General features: G+C 63.6%; 21 protein-coding genes and 1 pseudogene. 14 read left to right on the top strand and 8 right to left on the bottom strand.

Translation table 11 applies throughout. The annotated features are described in order from the left end of the window. Positions 1-405: 405 nt before the first annotated feature. Positions 406-879 (bottom strand): annotated as a pseudogene (locus ABIB51_RS01040) (IS30 family transposase); the annotation flags it as partial. 484 nt (positions 880-1,363) lie between these two features. On the opposite strand from ABIB51_RS01040, the gene ABIB51_RS01030 reads away from it, so the two are divergent. Further along, complete coding sequence (locus ABIB51_RS01030) at positions 1,364-1,954, top strand: hypothetical protein (RefSeq protein WP_354184682.1); 591 nt, start codon at positions 1,364-1,366, stop codon at positions 1,952-1,954. Positions 1,955-2,282: 328 nt separating this feature from the next. Next, a complete protein-coding gene (locus ABIB51_RS01025) occupies positions 2,283-2,678 on the top strand; it encodes a DUF7793 family protein (RefSeq protein WP_354184681.1) in 396 nt (131 codons plus the stop codon). A 279-nt stretch (positions 2,679-2,957) separates the two neighbouring features. Here the strand turns inward: ABIB51_RS01025 and ABIB51_RS01020 are convergent, their stop codons facing one another. After that, on the bottom strand, positions 2,958-3,098 hold the full coding sequence (locus ABIB51_RS01020; protein ID WP_354184680.1) for a hypothetical protein: 141 nt from the start codon (positions 3,096-3,098) through the stop codon (positions 2,958-2,960). A 178-nt stretch (positions 3,099-3,276) separates the two neighbouring features. Between ABIB51_RS01020 and ABIB51_RS01015 the strand changes: the two genes are divergently transcribed. From ABIB51_RS01015 to ABIB51_RS01000, 4 genes are all read left to right on the top strand, one after another. Then, entirely contained in the window at positions 3,277-3,831 is a 555-nt protein-coding gene (locus ABIB51_RS01015; protein WP_354184679.1) for a DUF3090 domain-containing protein, read from the top strand. Continuing rightward, positions 3,831-4,598, top strand: a complete 768-nt coding sequence (locus ABIB51_RS01010) for an SCO1664 family protein (protein ID WP_354184678.1) — start codon at positions 3,831-3,833, stop codon at positions 4,596-4,598. The genes ABIB51_RS01015 and ABIB51_RS01010 overlap by 1 nt, the downstream gene beginning before the upstream one ends. Positions 4,599-4,658: 60 nt before the next feature. After that, positions 4,659-4,808 carry a hypothetical protein gene (locus ABIB51_RS01005; RefSeq protein ID WP_354184677.1) on the top strand — a complete coding sequence of 50 codons (150 nt, stop codon included), beginning with the start codon at positions 4,659-4,661 and terminating at the stop codon, positions 4,806-4,808. 409 nt (positions 4,809-5,217) lie between these two features. Beyond that, positions 5,218-5,745 (top strand): DUF427 domain-containing protein, encoded by a 528-nt coding sequence (locus ABIB51_RS01000; protein ID WP_354184676.1) that lies wholly within the window; start codon positions 5,218-5,220, stop codon positions 5,743-5,745. Between the two features lie 329 nt (positions 5,746-6,074). Here ABIB51_RS01000 and ABIB51_RS00995 read toward each other — a convergent pair whose 3' ends face one another. Beyond that, positions 6,075-6,668 (bottom strand): recombinase family protein, encoded by a 594-nt coding sequence (locus ABIB51_RS00995; protein WP_354184675.1) that lies wholly within the window; start codon positions 6,666-6,668, stop codon positions 6,075-6,077. Between the two features lie 119 nt (positions 6,669-6,787). Here ABIB51_RS00995 and ABIB51_RS00990 point away from each other — a divergent pair, with 119 nt between their 5' ends. The 5 genes from ABIB51_RS00990 (at position 6,788) to ABIB51_RS00970 (ending at position 10,776) form a co-directional block, all read left to right on the top strand. Further along, on the top strand, positions 6,788-7,045 hold the full coding sequence (locus ABIB51_RS00990; RefSeq protein ID WP_354184674.1) for a MarR family winged helix-turn-helix transcriptional regulator: 258 nt from the start codon (positions 6,788-6,790) through the stop codon (positions 7,043-7,045). 392 nt (positions 7,046-7,437) lie between these two features. Beyond that, a complete protein-coding gene (locus ABIB51_RS00985) occupies positions 7,438-8,679 on the top strand; it encodes a flavin-containing monooxygenase (RefSeq protein ID WP_354184673.1) in 1,242 nt (413 codons plus the stop codon). After that, complete coding sequence (locus ABIB51_RS00980) at positions 8,633-8,926, top strand: hypothetical protein (protein ID WP_354184672.1); 294 nt, start codon at positions 8,633-8,635, stop codon at positions 8,924-8,926. Before ABIB51_RS00985 ends, ABIB51_RS00980 begins: the two co-directional genes overlap by 47 nt. Continuing rightward, on the top strand, positions 8,923-9,876 hold the full coding sequence (locus ABIB51_RS00975) for an alpha/beta hydrolase (RefSeq protein ID WP_354184671.1): 954 nt from the start codon (positions 8,923-8,925) through the stop codon (positions 9,874-9,876). The genes ABIB51_RS00980 and ABIB51_RS00975 overlap by 4 nt, the downstream gene beginning before the upstream one ends. A gap of 642 nt (positions 9,877-10,518) precedes the next feature. Beyond that, on the top strand, positions 10,519-10,776 hold the full coding sequence (locus ABIB51_RS00970) for a hypothetical protein (RefSeq protein WP_354184670.1): 258 nt from the start codon (positions 10,519-10,521) through the stop codon (positions 10,774-10,776). A gap of 237 nt (positions 10,777-11,013) precedes the next feature. Here ABIB51_RS00970 and ABIB51_RS00965 read toward each other — a convergent pair whose 3' ends face one another. From ABIB51_RS00965 to ABIB51_RS00945, 5 genes are all read right to left on the bottom strand, one after another. Beyond that, positions 11,014-11,631: a hypothetical protein gene (locus ABIB51_RS00965; RefSeq protein WP_354184669.1), complete on the bottom strand. Its 618-nt coding sequence runs from the start codon at positions 11,629-11,631 to the stop codon at positions 11,014-11,016. 45 nt (positions 11,632-11,676) lie between these two features. Then, positions 11,677-12,267 (bottom strand): DUF6286 domain-containing protein, encoded by a 591-nt coding sequence (locus ABIB51_RS00960; RefSeq protein WP_354184668.1) that lies wholly within the window; start codon positions 12,265-12,267, stop codon positions 11,677-11,679. Then, positions 12,264-12,689 carry an Asp23/Gls24 family envelope stress response protein gene (locus ABIB51_RS00955; protein WP_354184667.1) on the bottom strand — a complete coding sequence of 142 codons (426 nt, stop codon included), beginning with the start codon at positions 12,687-12,689 and terminating at the stop codon, positions 12,264-12,266. Before ABIB51_RS00955 ends, ABIB51_RS00960 begins: the two co-directional genes overlap by 4 nt. Beyond that, on the bottom strand, positions 12,686-12,865 hold the full coding sequence (locus ABIB51_RS00950; protein ID WP_354184666.1) for a hypothetical protein: 180 nt from the start codon (positions 12,863-12,865) through the stop codon (positions 12,686-12,688). The genes ABIB51_RS00955 and ABIB51_RS00950 overlap by 4 nt, the downstream gene beginning before the upstream one ends. 66 nt (positions 12,866-12,931) lie before the next feature. After that, on the bottom strand, positions 12,932-13,435 hold the full coding sequence (locus ABIB51_RS00945; RefSeq protein ID WP_354184665.1) for an Asp23/Gls24 family envelope stress response protein: 504 nt from the start codon (positions 13,433-13,435) through the stop codon (positions 12,932-12,934). Between the two features lie 193 nt (positions 13,436-13,628). Between ABIB51_RS00945 and ABIB51_RS00940 the strand changes: the two genes are divergently transcribed. The 3 genes from ABIB51_RS00940 to ABIB51_RS00930 are packed head-to-tail and all read left to right on the top strand — an operon-like array spanning position 13,629 to position 15,224. Beyond that, positions 13,629-14,231, top strand: a complete 603-nt coding sequence (locus ABIB51_RS00940) for an RNA polymerase sigma factor (RefSeq protein WP_354184664.1) — start codon at positions 13,629-13,631, stop codon at positions 14,229-14,231. Beyond that, positions 14,222-14,836 (top strand): Asp23/Gls24 family envelope stress response protein, encoded by a 615-nt coding sequence (locus ABIB51_RS00935; protein ID WP_354184663.1) that lies wholly within the window; start codon positions 14,222-14,224, stop codon positions 14,834-14,836. The genes ABIB51_RS00940 and ABIB51_RS00935 overlap by 10 nt, the downstream gene beginning before the upstream one ends. After that, positions 14,829-15,224 carry an Asp23/Gls24 family envelope stress response protein gene (locus tag ABIB51_RS00930; protein ID WP_354184662.1) on the top strand — a complete coding sequence of 132 codons (396 nt, stop codon included), beginning with the start codon at positions 14,829-14,831 and terminating at the stop codon, positions 15,222-15,224. Before ABIB51_RS00935 ends, ABIB51_RS00930 begins: the two co-directional genes overlap by 8 nt. Positions 15,225-15,237: the final 13 nt, after the last annotated feature.

Below are 15,237 nucleotides of genomic sequence, written 5' to 3'. Positions count from 1 at the left end.
GTCGACTGCCCCTGCGCCGCTTGTCCAGCGCTGCACCCGATTCCCTGACTGCACCAGTGGGTGCCCTGACAGCCAAACCGAGTCGATCACCTGGCCCCAAGGTCTGGGCACACCATTGGGCCAGAGTGGATTCGAGATGAGAGTCAGCGCCGCAAGCCCGTTTCGCCTGTATGAACCAACTCGATCCATCGCTCATCAAGCACTTGATGTCGTCGACCGAATCCGCCGTCTCGAGAGATATTTCGGTTGGATTCGGGCCGTTGGAATCGAAACCCGCTTCAGCACCCCCCTTGCCAAAAACAGCCCATGGACTGCCAAGAATGTTAGCGGCCATGAAAAACTGCCCATAGGCGGCCACGGAACTGCCCACTGCTTGAATTCTAGGGGTCGTTGCAACACCCGTGCTTAGCTGGCTATCAGTAAATCATGTAGACGCTCGGCTGGGGTGTCCCAGTCCAGTGTTTTGCGTGGTCGCGCGTTGAGTTCCTGGGCGACGCGCTCCAGGTCCTCCGGCCCGAAAGCGTTCAGGTCCGTTCCTTTCGGGAAGTACTGGCGCAAGAGCCCATTGGTGTTCTCGTTGGATCCGCGCTGCCAGGGGCTGGCAGGGTCGCAGAAGTAGACGTCCATGTCAGTGGCGATGCTGAGAGCCCTGTGTTTGGCCATTTCCGCGCCTTGGTCCCAAGTGAGAGATCCGCGCAGGTGCGCCGGCAGGGTCGCCATCGTCTTGATCAGCCCGTCACGGACCGATTCGGCGGTGTGGTCCACCGGCAGGTGCACCAACATCACACAGCGCGTGGTGCGCTCCACCAGCGTTGCGATTGCCGACTGGTTGTAAGCTCCGGTCACTAAATCCCCCTCCTTACGCCCCGGGACGGCGCGCAGTCGGACCACCGAACCAAGGACTACGTTGCCAAACGTACGGCCGACGGCAAGAGCAAACGGGAAACCATGCGCTGCCTCAAACGCTACCTCGCCCGGGAAATCTATCGCCAAATATTCAGCCCCATTGCGGCGCCGGACATCACCGACCTCCGACCCCTCAGACAGCAACTCGGCATCACGTTGCAGCAAGCCGCCGAAATTCCTGCACCGCAGGCCCCGACGAAGGAGGGGCTAGACGGGCTGGCGCGGACGCCTAGAATCCGCAGGAATCTCAATGACGTTGTCAAGGGATTTTGCTTGTGTTCCCGGCCCCAACTTTGCTGGTGTGGAACTCTGTATTGTTTGGGGAGGCCGCACCCTTGGGTAAGGGTACTGTGCTGTAGCCTCGTGGGATATGACAGCCTGAGGGGGCAGCGCCATGAATCGTTCATCACTTTCCGTCGTTGCAGCTGTAGGTGTATCCAATCGAACGGAATAAACCGTGATCCTTGGTGTAATCATTGCCTGCGAGATCGGCTTCTGGATTGTTGTCCTGAGCGGGCTGGCTGCCCGGTACCTGATGGGTTCCCGACGCGTCGGCACAGCCCTATTGGTGTGCGCTCCACTCATCGACGTTGTGCTTCTGGGGGCGGTCACCGCCCACCTGGCCACGGGGGCCACGGCCTCGTGGCACCACGGGCTGGCTGCGCTCTACATTGGGTTCTCCGTGGCCTACGGCCCCCGCATGATTGCGTGGGCAGACACGCACTTCGCCCATCGTTTTGCCGACGGATCCTTTCCGGTCAAACCAACCGGGTCACAGTATGCAAAGCAGTGCTGGGCCGACGTCATCCGGACCGTGGCCGCCCTGATCGTTGCCGCGGGAATCATTGCCGCAATCACATGGTTGGTAGGTGACTCCGCCCGCACGCAAGCGCTCACCGGATGGTATGGCGTTCTGGGCATCATTGTCGCGATCGAGTTCATTTGGGCAGCCAGCTATAGCATTTGGCCGCGAAAATCAGTGGAGTCGCTGGAGCGAGGCCATAGTTCCGGCCAACCGGCCAAAGCTCCCATAGACCGCCCTTCCTAACAGCAACGCACGCGGAAATCCAGACCGGATGACCCTCAGGGGCTTCGCATTGGTCCCTGCGGACCACGCACTGGGAAATCGTTCCTCTTAAAGCAACCCCGCAAATTTCTACACCAAAATCCGCGGCGGGGTTCCTCATGTCAGGGCGTTTACGAGGCCCATGCCCGGCCTGCCAACTGGAGCCGCAGCGGAGGCATTGTGGATGTGACTGTGAATCCCCCGGTGAATCCCGTATTCTCGGCCTTCGAGGTCCCGGCCAACAGGTTTTCAATGAATCATCTTCATACTGCAAGGTCGGCCGGCCTCATGTCAGGAGTAAGGGGAACTCATGGTAGAAATCGCGCTGACCTGCGCTAATGCAACTTTGAATGTGGACGCGGAGGGCGCCTTTCATCTGCGATGGGCGCCCGGCTCTGCGGTGTCGGCCGCCGATGCTGACGCCGTCGTCGCGGCCGTCGAGGCCGCGACCGGAGCCAGCCTTCAACCCATGCTCGTCGAGATCGTTGACGTTTGCATGAGCCCCGGGGCGAGAGAAACGCTCTCGTGGAATCGCTTTGCTTCCGCCGTGGCACTCGTCGGGGCCAGCTCGGTCGACCGGGTAATTGCCGCGGCCTTGCTGCGCGAGCAGGACTGTCCGCACGCATACTTCACAGCCGTGGACGACGCCAGAAAATGGCTCAGTCAGTTGCCGGTCCCGCCTGAGTTGGAAGGATCCGCCGCCTAGCGGAGCCAACGAAGCCGAGAGGCCCGTCGGATGATGTACCCAGGCGGCCTCTCCAGCGTCGGAGGAGTTGGCTTTCAGTGGCCCTTCCACAGCGTTCTTCGTCCACCCGGACTTCTTGGCGATTGATCCGGCCGAGACTCCGATCAGAGCCGACCCTTTACGCCATGATCCGCCACGGCACCATCTACCAGCCCCCGCAGCACCGCCGCGGCTTGACGAGTGCCTCAGTTTTTCCCTCAGCAAGAGGAAACCTGTGGTGCTGCGTGGTCGCTGCGAAAGTTACTGGTCCAGCGGGGATTTTTCCCAGGAGATGTCCACTGCGGAGCTCCTCTGCTGCATGGTGAGCTCCAGCATGTCCTGGGCGTGGGTGGCGCCAGCGGCTGCCGCGTCCTCGTCCGTGAGGATGAAGTCGTGGCTCATGGTGCTGCTCCCTGGCGTGAGTGGTGTCTGTTGCCCTTTCACTGTAGCCCGGCGGCAGGCCCTTGCCCCTGGTGTGGGTGCTGCGCCGCATCAGCGTTGACCGGCGGCCGGAGGAGCGCCGGTGGGCGGCGGTGCAGGGCAAAAGGCGCCATGAACGTCATGTGCCTAAAATACTGACATGCCTACACGTGTTCACGAGTTTGCCTGGCCTGATCGGGTCGTCGTTGGCACCATCGGCCTTCCTGGGGCGCGCACGTTCTACCTGCAGGCGCGCGCAGGGACGCAGATCGTGAGTATTGCCCTGGAGAAGCAGCAGTCGGCTCTGCTCGCCGAGAAGATCGACGAAATTCTCGATCAGCTCATCACCGTCGAGGGCAACCCCTTCAGCGTTCCCACGAGTACTCCCATTGAACTTGTCGACAATGACCAGCTCGAGGCCGTTCAGGAGCAGTTTCGGACCGGCGCCATGAGCTTAGGTTGGGACCCAACGACGGCGCAGGTCGTAATAGAGGCCTACCCCATCACCGATGTCGATACTGATGACAACGACGAATCCCTTGATGAGGACGGCGCTAACGAGACCGAAATGCTGCTGGTGCGAATGCCGGTCGGCACCGCCCGCGCATTCGCCAAGCGCACCCGTGAGGTCGTGGGCGCCGGGCGTCCGATGTGCTCGCTCTGCGGTTACCCCATAGACGCCGACGGGCACATCTGCACGCTTCCCGAGGCCTGATGCCAGCGCCGGACCTAGTGACCGCCGAGCTGACGCTCACCGACCGCATCACGACGGCTTCCAACGCTACATTCCTGGGCAGCATCGGCGACGTGGTGGTCGTCTATAAGCCGATAGCAGGCGAAAGTCCGCTGTGGGATTTTCCCCACGGCACCCTGGCTCACCGGGAGGTGGCCGCCTACCTGGTCTCGCAGGTCTTCGGCTGGGACGTCGTGCCGCACACCTGGCTGCGCGATGGTCCGATGGGCGAAGGAATGGTGCAGCTCTGGCAGGAGCAAGACCCCGCCCAAAGCGCCGTGAACCTGGTCGCGACGGACCACGTGCCGGAGACGGGCTGGAAACACGTTCTCGAGGGACGAGATGAGAACGGACGGATGGTCGCCCTCGTTCACGAAGACTCGCCAGCGCTCAGACGCATGGCGGTGTTCGACGCGGTCGTCAACAACGCCGACCGCAAAGGCGACCACATTCTTGCCATGCCGGACGGACACCGGCACGGCGTGGACCATGGGCTCACCTTTCACCGTGACCACAAGCTGCGCACGGTGCTGTGGGGGTGGTTGGGAGACGCTCTGACCGCCGAGGAACGCGACAGCATCGATCGTGTCAGGGAAGGACTGCACGGTGAGCTGGGCCGAAACCTAGCGGACTTGCTCAGCGCCGAAGAAATCGCTTCGCTCGCCGCGCGCTGCACCCGGTTGCGCTTGGCAGGGCGGTTTCCGGCTCCGAGCGGTGAGATGTCGGCGGTGCCCTGGCCGCTGTTCTAAGGGACTTACGACAGTGCTGGACATCCGCACCGTTGGGACGCCCAGCACATCGCGTCGTTCGTGTTCCCGCTCGTCGTCTACGCGGTCGGCGGCGTGCTGCTCGTGCCGTCGCTGCCGGCCGGTCTGCTCGTGGTGGCCCTCGCCACGATCGTGGCGCTGAGCGGCGCGGTCGTATTCTCCTGGGTCGCGCTCGTAAAGATTCTGCGCTGAGCCGAGACCATGAGGGCCAGCGCACCGCAAACGGCGGCGCATCACTGCGCGGAACCTATTATGTGTGCGTTTCAAAACCCTTAAAGCGGTACAGCCCCAGCTGGTCGGGATCCGCGGAATGCCGCGTAACCCGGCTGTCCCGTATGTTGTCCGGAAGGTCCTGCCACAGTGGTCCGTCACAGGTGCAGCTTCCGCGACGGTGCAAGGAGGATCCGACCCGGCATCCGAACTCCCTGTCGGCCACAGGCGCCGATCACGCACGCATCCATGTTGATAAGACGTCCGGGGTCACCACCGCCTGCGCAGGCCTCCAGGCGGTGGTGGCCTACGCCCGAGATGGTGTCGTGCCAACCGAGATCTCCCCCGGCGTTCACGGTGCCATTTCAGCGGAAGATGGCAGCATGGGGACATGACTCCTGCCCACGGTTTTTCCGGCTTCTTCCGGCGTCCCCAGCCCACCAAAACCAAGGCCGGTCAAGAATCGGTCTGGGACTACCCGCGGCCGCCAAGGGTCGAGCCGCGATCGGAACGGGTCATCGTGCGGCTGGGCGGGCAGGTGATTGCCGACACCACCGATGCAGTGCGCGTCCTGGAGACGAGTCATCCGCCTGTCTACTACTTGCCATTGGACGCATTCCCTGCCGGTGCACTCGTCCCGGCCGAGGGCACCAGCTTCTGCGAGTTCAAGGGAGAAGCGCACTACTTCGACGTCGTTGCCGGCGGAGTCCTCGTTCCCCGTGCCGGGTGGACCTACCCGGAACCCACCCGGGGTTTCGAGGCGCTCAATACCCGAGTGGCCCTCTACCCAGATCACATGGACTCCTGCGAGGTCAACGGCGAGCAGGTGACCTTCCAGGATGGTGACTTCTACGGCGGGTGGATCACCACGCAGATCGTTGGTCCGTTCAAGGGTGGCCCGGGCACGGACGGGTGGTGAGCACACCGCTCCTGCGCGCCGGCAAGACTTGCCCCTGACTTTGCGTCCGGCGGCTCCGTAAATGGTTCTCCTTCAGGGGCGACGGCCGCCGGCCAGCTAAGGGCTCTCCACTGAGGAGCAGAGTTCCCGAGCTCGTAGCGTTCGACTGTGAATCGCGGCGGTCTTTGGCTGCTCTGTCAGCGCTATGTGGCGGTTCCAGCTCAGTGCTCAGTGCATTTCCATGGCCGCGTCATCGCCATCGCGGGCGTCCGGCAAGAGTGCCCCGCAGAAACGTGCATCGCGGACCACGCGCCTATTCCAGCCCTACGTGACGTAGCCTTCGGTCCTCGTCAGACCAGTTCGTTGCTTTCCATGCTCAGGTAGCGATAGACGGTGGCGCGGCTGGCCCCGATGATCTTACCGATATCGGCCGGCGTGAGCCCCTGTGCCTGCAGGTCTCGGGCGCGCTTGACCTTCGCATGAGCCGCGGTGACTTCCCGCCGTCCGGCCTTTCGCCCGTGTTCGGCGGCGGCGGCCATGCCGGCCCTGGTCCGCTCGGCCAGCTGGTCGCGCTCGAGCTGGGCGAACGCAGACATGACGGTGAGCATGGCCCGGCCCATCGGCCCAGTTGTGCTGATGCCTTCCGTAACACTGCGGAAGTGCACGCCCCGGTCTTCCAGGTCATCGATGAGAGCCAGCAGGTTCCGGGTGTTGCGCCCCAGCCGGTCCAGCTTCCAGACCACTACCTCATCACCGTCGCGCAGGTGATCCAGCATCTTGTCCAGCTCGGGCCGGCTGGCCCGTGTGCCGCTCACACCTTGGTCCGTGAAGATCCGGGAGCAGCCCGCGGCATTCAACGCCGCATGCTGCAGGTCCGCGTTCTGGTCCACGGTTCTGACCCTGTCATATCCAATGCTCCCCACGCCCACTCCCCTTGGGCTCATCAAAGGCTAAGTTCGCTTTTGCTGAGAACAGCGTATGTGAGACACATTGATGGGACGACGCAGGCGCCCTGGCCCGAAGCGACCGGCCCCTGCGGGCCAGCGAAGTCACCGCAGAGACCATGCTGAGCGGAGCGGCGACCACGAAACTCACCAGCCGGCTCGAAGACATCGAACTCATCCTGCGCCAGCGCCTTGAATGCGACGGACGGGTGGTGCTCCTGCAGCTCACCGACACCGACCGGAACCTCGTCGAAACGGAATTCCCCCGCTGCGTCGCTCACGACCGCGAGTTGCTCGCCGGCCTGGATGACAGCGAACAAGCCGTACTCGCTTCGCTGCTGCAGCGCATCTCCGGCAACGCCGAAAGCAGCCGCTGACCACTCCCGTTGGTCCCGCCGGACCCGACACATCGGGGAACAGCGTGTGAGGGCTGAATCTTCCGGGCCGAATCCACCCGGGTGTGCTCAGACAAGGTGGAAGGACTCCTACTGACAGGCCGATATCGCCGCGGCCGATGAACAGATCGAGGCGCAACTGGCCCCTTTCGCGGCGTCGGCAGCTACCTCGGCTCCGCCGTTCCGGAGCACGACATCCCGATTTACGAAGAGCTGTGGCGCTCCGGGCACCTGGCCGTTGACGGCCTTGTCTCGGACACCATCCCGCTCGAGGAAATCAACCGGGCCATGGACACTCTCGACGGCGGCCACGCGCTGCGCCAAATCATCACCTTTTACTGACACACCAGACATTCCCCTGAGGAGAGAACACCATGTCAATCACCAACGACCACATTTACAGCTCCATCGTCATCGGCGCCGGCTTCGGAGGCCTGGGCCAGGGAGCCCAGTTCGTGCAGGAAGGCGTCGAGGACTTCCTGATCCTTGAGCGCGGCGACGACGTCGGAGGTGTGTGGCGCGAGAACACGTACCCGGGCGCCGCCTGTGACACCCAGGCGCTCGTGTACTGCTACAGCTATTTCCTCAACCTGAAAGTTTCCCGGCTGTTCGCCGGCCAGGAAGAACTGCAGGGTTACCTGCGGTCCATGGTGGAGAAATTCGGCCTGGGCAAACACATCCGCTTCGGCCAGAACATCACAGCAACCGAATGGGACCAGGACCGCCGCCTCTGGACCGTGCATACCGCAGACGGCTCCCAGTTCCTGGCCCGTTCCGTCGTGGCAGCCTGGGGCCAATTGAATGTGCCAAACATCCCGGACATCCCGGGCATTGGGTCCTTCGAAGGCGAGGTGTTCCACTCATCCTCCTGGCGCCACGACCTGGATCTGACCGGTAAGCGCGTCGCCTCCATCGGCTCCGCGGCGACCGCCGTCCAGTATGTGCCCGAGGTAGCCAAGATCGCCTCGAACCTCACGGTGTTCCAGCGTTCCGCCAACTACATCCTCCCCCGCGACCAGTACGTCTTTACGGCAGAAGAGACCGCCGCGTTCCTGGCGGACCCGGAGCTTTACCTGACGAAGCGCCAAGAAATCCATGAGCTCCGTGAAGCCGGATTCGAACGTACCCGCCGCCACAGTGCAGCGTCCGAGGAAGGTGTCCAGCAGGCTCGCCAGCACCTCGAAAGCCAGGTGGCGGACCCTGCCCTGCGAGCCAGGCTAACACCCGACTACGACTTCGGCTGCAAGCGCATCCTCCGCAGCGATGATTTTTACCCCGCACTGACCCGCGACAACGTGGACCTCGTGACCGAGAAGATCACCGAATATACGCCCCGTGGCATCCGGACGGCAGACGGCGTCGAGCACGAATTCGATGTGATCGTTTACGCCACCGGGTTCAAGAGCCACGCCTTCCAGGGCTCTATGCGCGTTGCAGGACGCGACGGACTCCGCCTGGACGAGAGGTGGGGCAACGCCCCCGAAGCATACCCTCGGCATCACCGTCGACAGCTTCCCCAACCTCTTCATGGTCTACGGGCCGAACACCAACCTGAACCACAACTCCGTGGTGTCCATGCTCGAAGCCCAGCACCGCTACATCGCGCAGGCTGTTGAGTACATCGCGGCCGACGAGACGAGGGTACTGGAAGTTGACCGCGGCGTGCTTGACGATTTCAACACCCACGTTCAGCAAGAGCTCGATAAGTCCGCCTTCTCTTCCGAGTGCTCCTCCTGGTGCAAGAACGAGGAGGGCCGCGTCATCAACAACTGGTCCGGGACCGTCAACGAATACCGGACCCACACACAGGACCTCCAGCTCGAGGACTACCTCCAGCTGGCCGAGACCGGTCCGGGCAAGTGACCAGCCAGGATCTGTTCAGCGGAAGGCCCGTAGCCGAGGACGCAACAGCCGTTCTGGAGAGGTTCCGGGCCTCCGGTGGACGCCCGTTCCACACCTACCCCGTGGACGAGGTGCGTGAGATGTACGAGCGCGGCTGTGCCGCAAACGGTCTCGACGGCGATTCGCTCTTCGCAGTTTCCGACTTCACGGTGCAGGATTTTGGGGTACGGGTCTACGAGCCGCAGGCCCGGCGTGAACCCACCGCCGTCGTGATGTTCTTTCACGGCGGCGGATGGGTCATGGGAAGTCTCTCCACGCATGACGGGCTGTGCCGGCGTCTGGCTGCTCTCACGGGCCTGCCGGTCGTGGCGGTGGACTACCGGCTCGCCCCGGAGCACCTATACCCCGCGGCAATTGACGACAGCAGGGCTGCGCTGAACTGGCTGTTCACCGCAGGGCCGGTTCACGGCCTGGAGATAACCAAGGCCGTCCTGGTCGGCGACAGTGCAGGCGGGCAGCTGGCCGCGGTCCTGGCAATCGAAAACGCGAAAAGCGCTCATCCGAGGCCGATCGCGGCGCAGGTCCTCATCTACCCGATGGTCAACCTGACGATGTCTGCTCCGTCGTATAACCGGGTCACTGATGGCTTTCCCTTGGTTGCGGACACCATCGCCTGGTTCGCGGACCACTATCTGCCCCAGGGAACCGACCGGACGCGGCCGGACATCAGCCCCGCCCTGGCGGAGCTCCCTGCCGGGCTTCCACCGGCCTACGTCATCACAGTGGACAACGACCCGCTGGTTGACGAGGGGGCAAACTACGCCGCAGCGCTGGCCCAGGCCGGAACCGAGGTCCGGTACCAGCACCTCTCCGGGTACGCCCACGGACTGCTCACGTCCGCCGGGCGAATCCAGCGCGGCGAACAAACAGTCGACGACATCGCCGGCTTCATCAGGGACCGCACAGCCTGACTGAGGTGGGAGGCATACTCCCGCCCAGGACCGGCGGGGCCAGTCGGCCCCCGCCAATCGAGCTGATCAATCGAAGAACGGTGAGGGCCCGTCAATTCCTTGACGGGCCCTCACCGTTCTTCACGTTCTTTAGGAAAAAACTCTATGACTACTTTCCTCGTAGGTCCGTCCAGGAGTCCGTGGCTGCCGAATTCACGCAGAAGTTCGCCGCGGCCATGGGCGCGGGTCGATTCCGGTGAGTTTTAGGTCCCGGTGGGCTTTTCTGGCGGTGTGTCGGGTGGCTTTGGCTATGTTGGTTGTTTTGGCCATCTGGTAGAGGCTGATGGCTAGGTTTCGCAGCGAGGCGCGTTTCCTGTGCCGCTTGGGAACCATCCTCGGCGAACGTGACGTCCCGGGACGGCGTAAGTCAGGGCGAAGCCCAAGGTTGAGGATTCGTTCTCGGCTTTTCCTCTCGTAGGCTCTGATCGTGGTTTCCCGGGGAGGAAAGTGCTGCTGGGTGGCCCCCGGCCGCACCGCGCAAACCGAACGGGTAAAGGCGATGCCCGGCGTGAGAACGGAAAAAACCCACACGGCGGAAACTTTCGTGCAGCCTTGAGCGTGCACTCTGTGAGAACGGAAACCCTTTAGAAAGGCAGCGGCCACATGACCATGAGTGAAGAGACTGTTGTTAAGAACTGCCATGACCTCGCGTCCGGGGACCTTATCGCGGCCCGGTACGGGGCCGCCCTCGTTCACCAGGGGCGGGTGACAGAGAGGATCCCGGAGCACGGGCTGTTCTGGATCATGGACGAACTAACCGGCGGCCGCCGTTTATTGGACATGGCCGATCTTGAAATCGTCCGTGTCCCCCGGGCCGGCATCGCCACGGAGGTTCCCGGCCAGGGGTCGGCCGCTTCCTAAACGGCCGCACCCGGTCATCGATTCGACGCTGGCGGTGACTCCCGCCATGGACCGGGCCAACCGTACGTTTCCCGGGCCGCTAGCTGGGTCTCAGGAAAGGATCCTTTGTCAAGACGAAGCGGCCGATCCGACGACAGACAAACCTGGCGGACGGAACCGATTGCGCTCCCGTCGGTGGAGTAGACGACGACGCTGCCGGTGGTGATGGCTGGTCCTCCTCAAGGTTGCTTCGGTTCGCTATTGGAGGACGGTGCCGGTGGAGCGCACAACGGTTGTAGTGCTCTGTGCACGCCCACTGACGTCGATCTGCAAACGGTGCCGCTGCAAGGGTGCCTCCAGGGCGGTGCAAAGGTCCGGCAGTGTGGACGTCTCCAGCCGACGAAGCAGGTCCCGGACATCGGCCCGGTCATTGACTGTGACTTGCAGGGTCAGGTCCGCATCGTCAGCGGTGCCCCGCAAAACGGCTGAGGACGTGACGACGCCGGGGAGGGTGTTGACCTGGTTTTCTACCGCACGGGCCAGGACGGACGGGTCACAGAGGGTGCGGCCTTCAGCGCCGTCCGTGTGGAACCGGTAGGTGTCGGCGGCGTTCTTCCGGGGAATCTGCGCGATAATCCACAACAGCGCGAGCACACCGACCAGAACTCCGAGAACCAGTAGGAGTCCCATCACCCATGGTTGGACGAAGAACGAATGCAGGTCACCTGGAATGACCTTGTCCCCCGGCGGTGGTGTGCCGGCCAGTGTGTGCAGGATGCCGGCTGCCTGTAGGAGCAAGGCGATGCCGGCGGCCAGGACGAGGATGCCCAGGATCGTCAGCCAGGTGCGGTTCAAAGTTCCGGCTGCCTGTCGCATCGGAATCCTTCCTTTGAGCAATGGTGCAAGGACGCGAACGGATGTTTAGCCCTTGGATTCGACGGTGGTGGTGACCCGGGGGAGCGGGTCAAGGCCGATCGCATTCAGGCGATCCCGGACACCGTCGGTGACGCGGGTGTGCAGATCGCTGGTGTCCCGCAGGGATGTCTTCACGTTCAGGTGCACACGCTTGTTGGTGGCAGTCGCCGTCGCTGAGCTGACGCCGTCGATTTGAGCGCAGCACACTTTCGCCAGGTGGGCGACGGCACGCCGTGTCATCACGGTCTCCCGTTCCTGCACTTGCGCCTGCCCGTCTGCCGCATCAACATCAGCGGCGCTCCGTACGGTTAAGGCGGTGAACCCGCCGGGGATGAAGGCGCACAGCAGCAGGACCAACCCGACCACGGCGGCGGCAACCCCGATCCCCCACACAGCGGGACTGCTCCACGCCAGCGCGGTGAGCCAGTCCCGGACTCCTTGCAGGAGCGCGGACCACCTGCCCTCGACCAGGCGGGCGACGGTCAACCACACCAGGGCGACGCCGGCGGCCAACAGCAGGATCCCCACGATTAATGCCGGAACAGTCCGGCTGGGACGGCGCCGAAGACGGGTGGAGCGTCCATCATTGCGGCTCATAACAGCCTCCTTCGCCCGCCGGCCTCGCCACCGGTGCTGGCCAGCCAAGAGACCTTGATGTCGACCTGGCGGACTTCAACACCGGTCAGCTCGGTCACTCTGGTCCGGATCCGCTGCCGCAGCGCCTCCGACGCCTGCCGCAAGGGGACAGGGTAGGGCATGCCGATTTCAACGCTGAGGGTCGCGATGTTCCCGCTCAGCTCCACGGACGCCTTGGGGCGGGCGGACAGATCCGCGTGGGTTCCGATGCCCAGGAAGCCCCCGGAGGAACCGCCGGCGGCCGATTCATCACTGGCGACCTGGCTGGCGATTTTCTCGATCACCTTATCCGCCAGCACAGTCCGCCCCCGCGCGTCGACGTCGCCGCCAGTGCGACCATCGACTTCGGAGGTTGAGAGCGCGTGAGCGCCTTGCGGGGTCATCGGCTCGATGCTTTACCGAACAGGGCCGCCATGTCGAGCTTTCCCTCCGCGACCCGGCCGACCACCAACCCGATGAAGCCCAGGATCACCGCGGACACCAGAGCCCACCACCCACCGAAAGCCAATACAATTCCCAGCACCAGGCCAATCGCCAGGCACCAACGTGTAGTAGACATAGCCATCCTTTTCCTTTTCAGCGGTGCGTGTGCACCGGGCGGAAATCCCCGCCCGGTGCGGTGGACTTACTGCAGTTCGCTCTTTTGAGGCTGCTGGTCCTTCTGGTCGTCGCCGGGCAGGTGCACATCAGCGACGTTTACGTTCACTTCCAGCACTTCCAGACCGGTGGCGTGCTCGACCGACTGGATGACGTTGCGACGGATTCCCTGGCTGATGTCCACAATGGAGATGCCGTACTCAACGACGATGGAGACATCAATGGCGGTCTGGCGTTCGCCCTTTTCAACGCTGACACCGCCGCTGACGTTGGTCTGTGATCCGGGGATGCGTTCGGTCAGGGCGCTGAACGCCCGCCGGCCGGCGCTGCCCATGGCGTACACGCCCGGGACTTCGCGGGTGGCCATGCCGGCCAGCTTCTGCACGACGGTTTCCTCGATCGTGGTGTCGCCTCGATCCGTGTGCAACGCGTCGTGCTTCTTCGACTGCTCCACCGGGGCGTTGCGCTTCTGCTCCTCGGGGGTGGCCAGAACGCCGCTGGAAGCTCCGGGGGTATTGGGTGAATCTGCCATGAAAAACAGCTCCTTCTCGAAGATCGTGATCGTGTTTACACAGATAAAGACGAAGCCGATCCGGAATCGTCACGCCGTGGCGCAAAGTATTTCTCTCCAGAGACGACCCAACCAGGATCGGTTCCATGCCGATGCCCGGCTATGGCATATTGGGGCCAAGCGCCGGTACATCATCGGACGGGACGGACAGTGCATGGATAATCACGGCCCGGGCTTCGAAGCCGAACCGGACCTGGACGAGGGAAGTATCGTTGCCCGCGCCCAGGACGGCGATATGGCAGCCTTCGAACACCTCGTGATCAGCTACCAGGGCCGGCTTTTCCGGCTGGCTTACCGAATGCTCAACAACCGGTCAGATGCCGAGGACATCGTCCAGGAAACCCTGACCACCAGCTGGCGCGGCCTTCCGATGCTCGCTGACGTCAACGCTTTCGGTGGCTGGATCTACCGGCTGGCGACTAACAAATGCCTGGACCTACTTCGCAAACGATCTACCCGTGCCGAGAACATCACCGGCCCGGACGAAATCCGCTCCATCACCGAAGCCGGCACCACCCGGGCGCCCGCCGGCTCGGACCCGGCGCATGAGGCGGAATGGTCCGCCCATCAAGACGGCCTGACCGCGCTGCTGAACACGCTCCCCCCGACACAACGGGCCTGCTGGCTGCTGCGCGAAATGCACGGCCGCAGTTACGCCGAAATCGGTGCCACACTGAAGATCAGCCCGGCCGCAGTCCGCGGTACGCTCGCCCGGGCCCGGCACCAAATAGCGGAAGGGATGAGCCAATGGCGCTAGAAGACGCCCCTAGCCTGGGTTGCGGGCGCAGCATCGACCGCATCTGGGCCACCATCGACCAACCACCGGACGCACACGAAGAACAGTGCGATCAATGCCAAGCAGCCCGGACCCGGCTGCAACGACTCAGCGAAGCAACCCGGACACTGCGCGACCACGACCTGAACGATCCCGCCTTACGACCCCGCCCCGGGATCAAAAACGCCATCATGGACGTCGCCCGCGCCGAGATCCGCCGCAGCAAAAGAATCGTCCTGGCCAGCACGGAAAACGGCACAACCGAGATCAGCGAGCAGGCCCTCAGCTCCCTCATCCGGTTCGCGGGCACAGCGATCCCCGGCATCCACTCACGACGCTGCCACATCGACATACGCTCCAGCTCCACCAGCCTCGCCACCGAAGACCACCCTTCCGGAACCACCGCCACCCCCGCCAGCGCCGCTCCCCACCTCATCATCAATCTCCGGGTTGCCGCAGCCCCGGGCATCGACATCCCCCGAACCATCCAGGCCCTGCGGCACGAGATCAGCAACGCCATTCCGGCCGGTGTCGGTATCAACGCCGGAACCATCAACATCACAGTGGAGGACCTCTACGATGTCTGAACAACCGCTCCACGGCCAACTGATCACCAGCGAACTAATCGCGTCCCTGGCCGCCCGCACAGCCCTGGACACCCCCGGAGTCCTCAGACTCGAACCCACCCTCCAAGGCTTCCTGGCCCGGCTCGGTACGGCAGCCCTACTGAACCTGCGCAACTCCGGCAGCCAAAATGGCACCTACCGGCACGACAGCGTCACCGCCACGATCACGGACGGCACGGCAAACGTCCGCCTCGACATTGCCACCGACATTGCCTACACCGCGCTCCACGTCGCCGAGACGGTGCAACAACGCGTGCGCGAGAACATCAGCCACACCGGCCTTACCCCGGGCACGGTCGACGTCGGCATCCTCGCCGTAGAACCCCGACCACAACCAACAGTGGCCTGAACAACATACGTGG

The sequence above is a fragment of the Arthrobacter sp. UYCu712 genome (assembly GCF_040547005.1).
Lineage (GTDB): Bacteria > Actinomycetota > Actinomycetes > Actinomycetales > Micrococcaceae > Arthrobacter.
Note: the sequence above shows the minus strand (reverse complement) of the source record. Positions and strands in the feature narration are given on the sequence as shown.

Bases quoted from the DNA above. Each gene is read 5' to 3' on its own strand.
- ABIB51_RS01020 (WP_354184680.1), bottom strand. From the start codon at position 3,098: ATGAGCCACGACTTCATCCTCACGGACGAGGACGCGGCAGCCGCTGGC.
- ABIB51_RS00940 (WP_354184664.1), top strand. From the start codon at position 13,629: ATGGATAATCACGGCCCGGGCTTCGAAGCCGAACCGGACCTGGACGAG.
- ABIB51_RS00990 (WP_354184674.1), top strand. From the start codon at position 6,788: ATGCTGAGCGGAGCGGCGACCACGAAACTCACCAGCCGGCTCGAAGAC.
- ABIB51_RS00995 (WP_354184675.1), bottom strand. From the start codon at position 6,668: ATGAGCCCAAGGGGAGTGGGCGTGGGGAGCATTGGATATGACAGGGTC.
- ABIB51_RS01015 (WP_354184679.1), top strand. From the start codon at position 3,277: ATGCCTACACGTGTTCACGAGTTTGCCTGGCCTGATCGGGTCGTCGTT.
- ABIB51_RS00950 (WP_354184666.1), bottom strand. From the start codon at position 12,865: ATGTCTACTACACGTTGGTGCCTGGCGATTGGCCTGGTGCTGGGAATT.
- ABIB51_RS01000 (WP_354184676.1), top strand. From the start codon at position 5,218: ATGACTCCTGCCCACGGTTTTTCCGGCTTCTTCCGGCGTCCCCAGCCC.
- ABIB51_RS01010 (WP_354184678.1), top strand. From the start codon at position 3,831: ATGCCAGCGCCGGACCTAGTGACCGCCGAGCTGACGCTCACCGACCGC.
- ABIB51_RS01025 (WP_354184681.1), top strand. From the start codon at position 2,283: ATGGTAGAAATCGCGCTGACCTGCGCTAATGCAACTTTGAATGTGGAC.
- ABIB51_RS00935 (WP_354184663.1), top strand. From the start codon at position 14,222: ATGGCGCTAGAAGACGCCCCTAGCCTGGGTTGCGGGCGCAGCATCGAC.
- ABIB51_RS00955 (WP_354184667.1), bottom strand. From the start codon at position 12,689: ATGACCCCGCAAGGCGCTCACGCGCTCTCAACCTCCGAAGTCGATGGT.
- ABIB51_RS00985 (WP_354184673.1), top strand. From the start codon at position 7,438: ATGTCAATCACCAACGACCACATTTACAGCTCCATCGTCATCGGCGCC.
- ABIB51_RS00965 (WP_354184669.1), bottom strand. From the start codon at position 11,631: ATGCGACAGGCAGCCGGAACTTTGAACCGCACCTGGCTGACGATCCTG.
- ABIB51_RS00945 (WP_354184665.1), bottom strand. From the start codon at position 13,435: ATGGCAGATTCACCCAATACCCCCGGAGCTTCCAGCGGCGTTCTGGCC.
- ABIB51_RS00970 (WP_354184670.1), top strand. From the start codon at position 10,519: ATGACCATGAGTGAAGAGACTGTTGTTAAGAACTGCCATGACCTCGCG.
- ABIB51_RS00930 (WP_354184662.1), top strand. From the start codon at position 14,829: ATGTCTGAACAACCGCTCCACGGCCAACTGATCACCAGCGAACTAATC.
- ABIB51_RS00960 (WP_354184668.1), bottom strand. From the start codon at position 12,267: ATGAGCCGCAATGATGGACGCTCCACCCGTCTTCGGCGCCGTCCCAGC.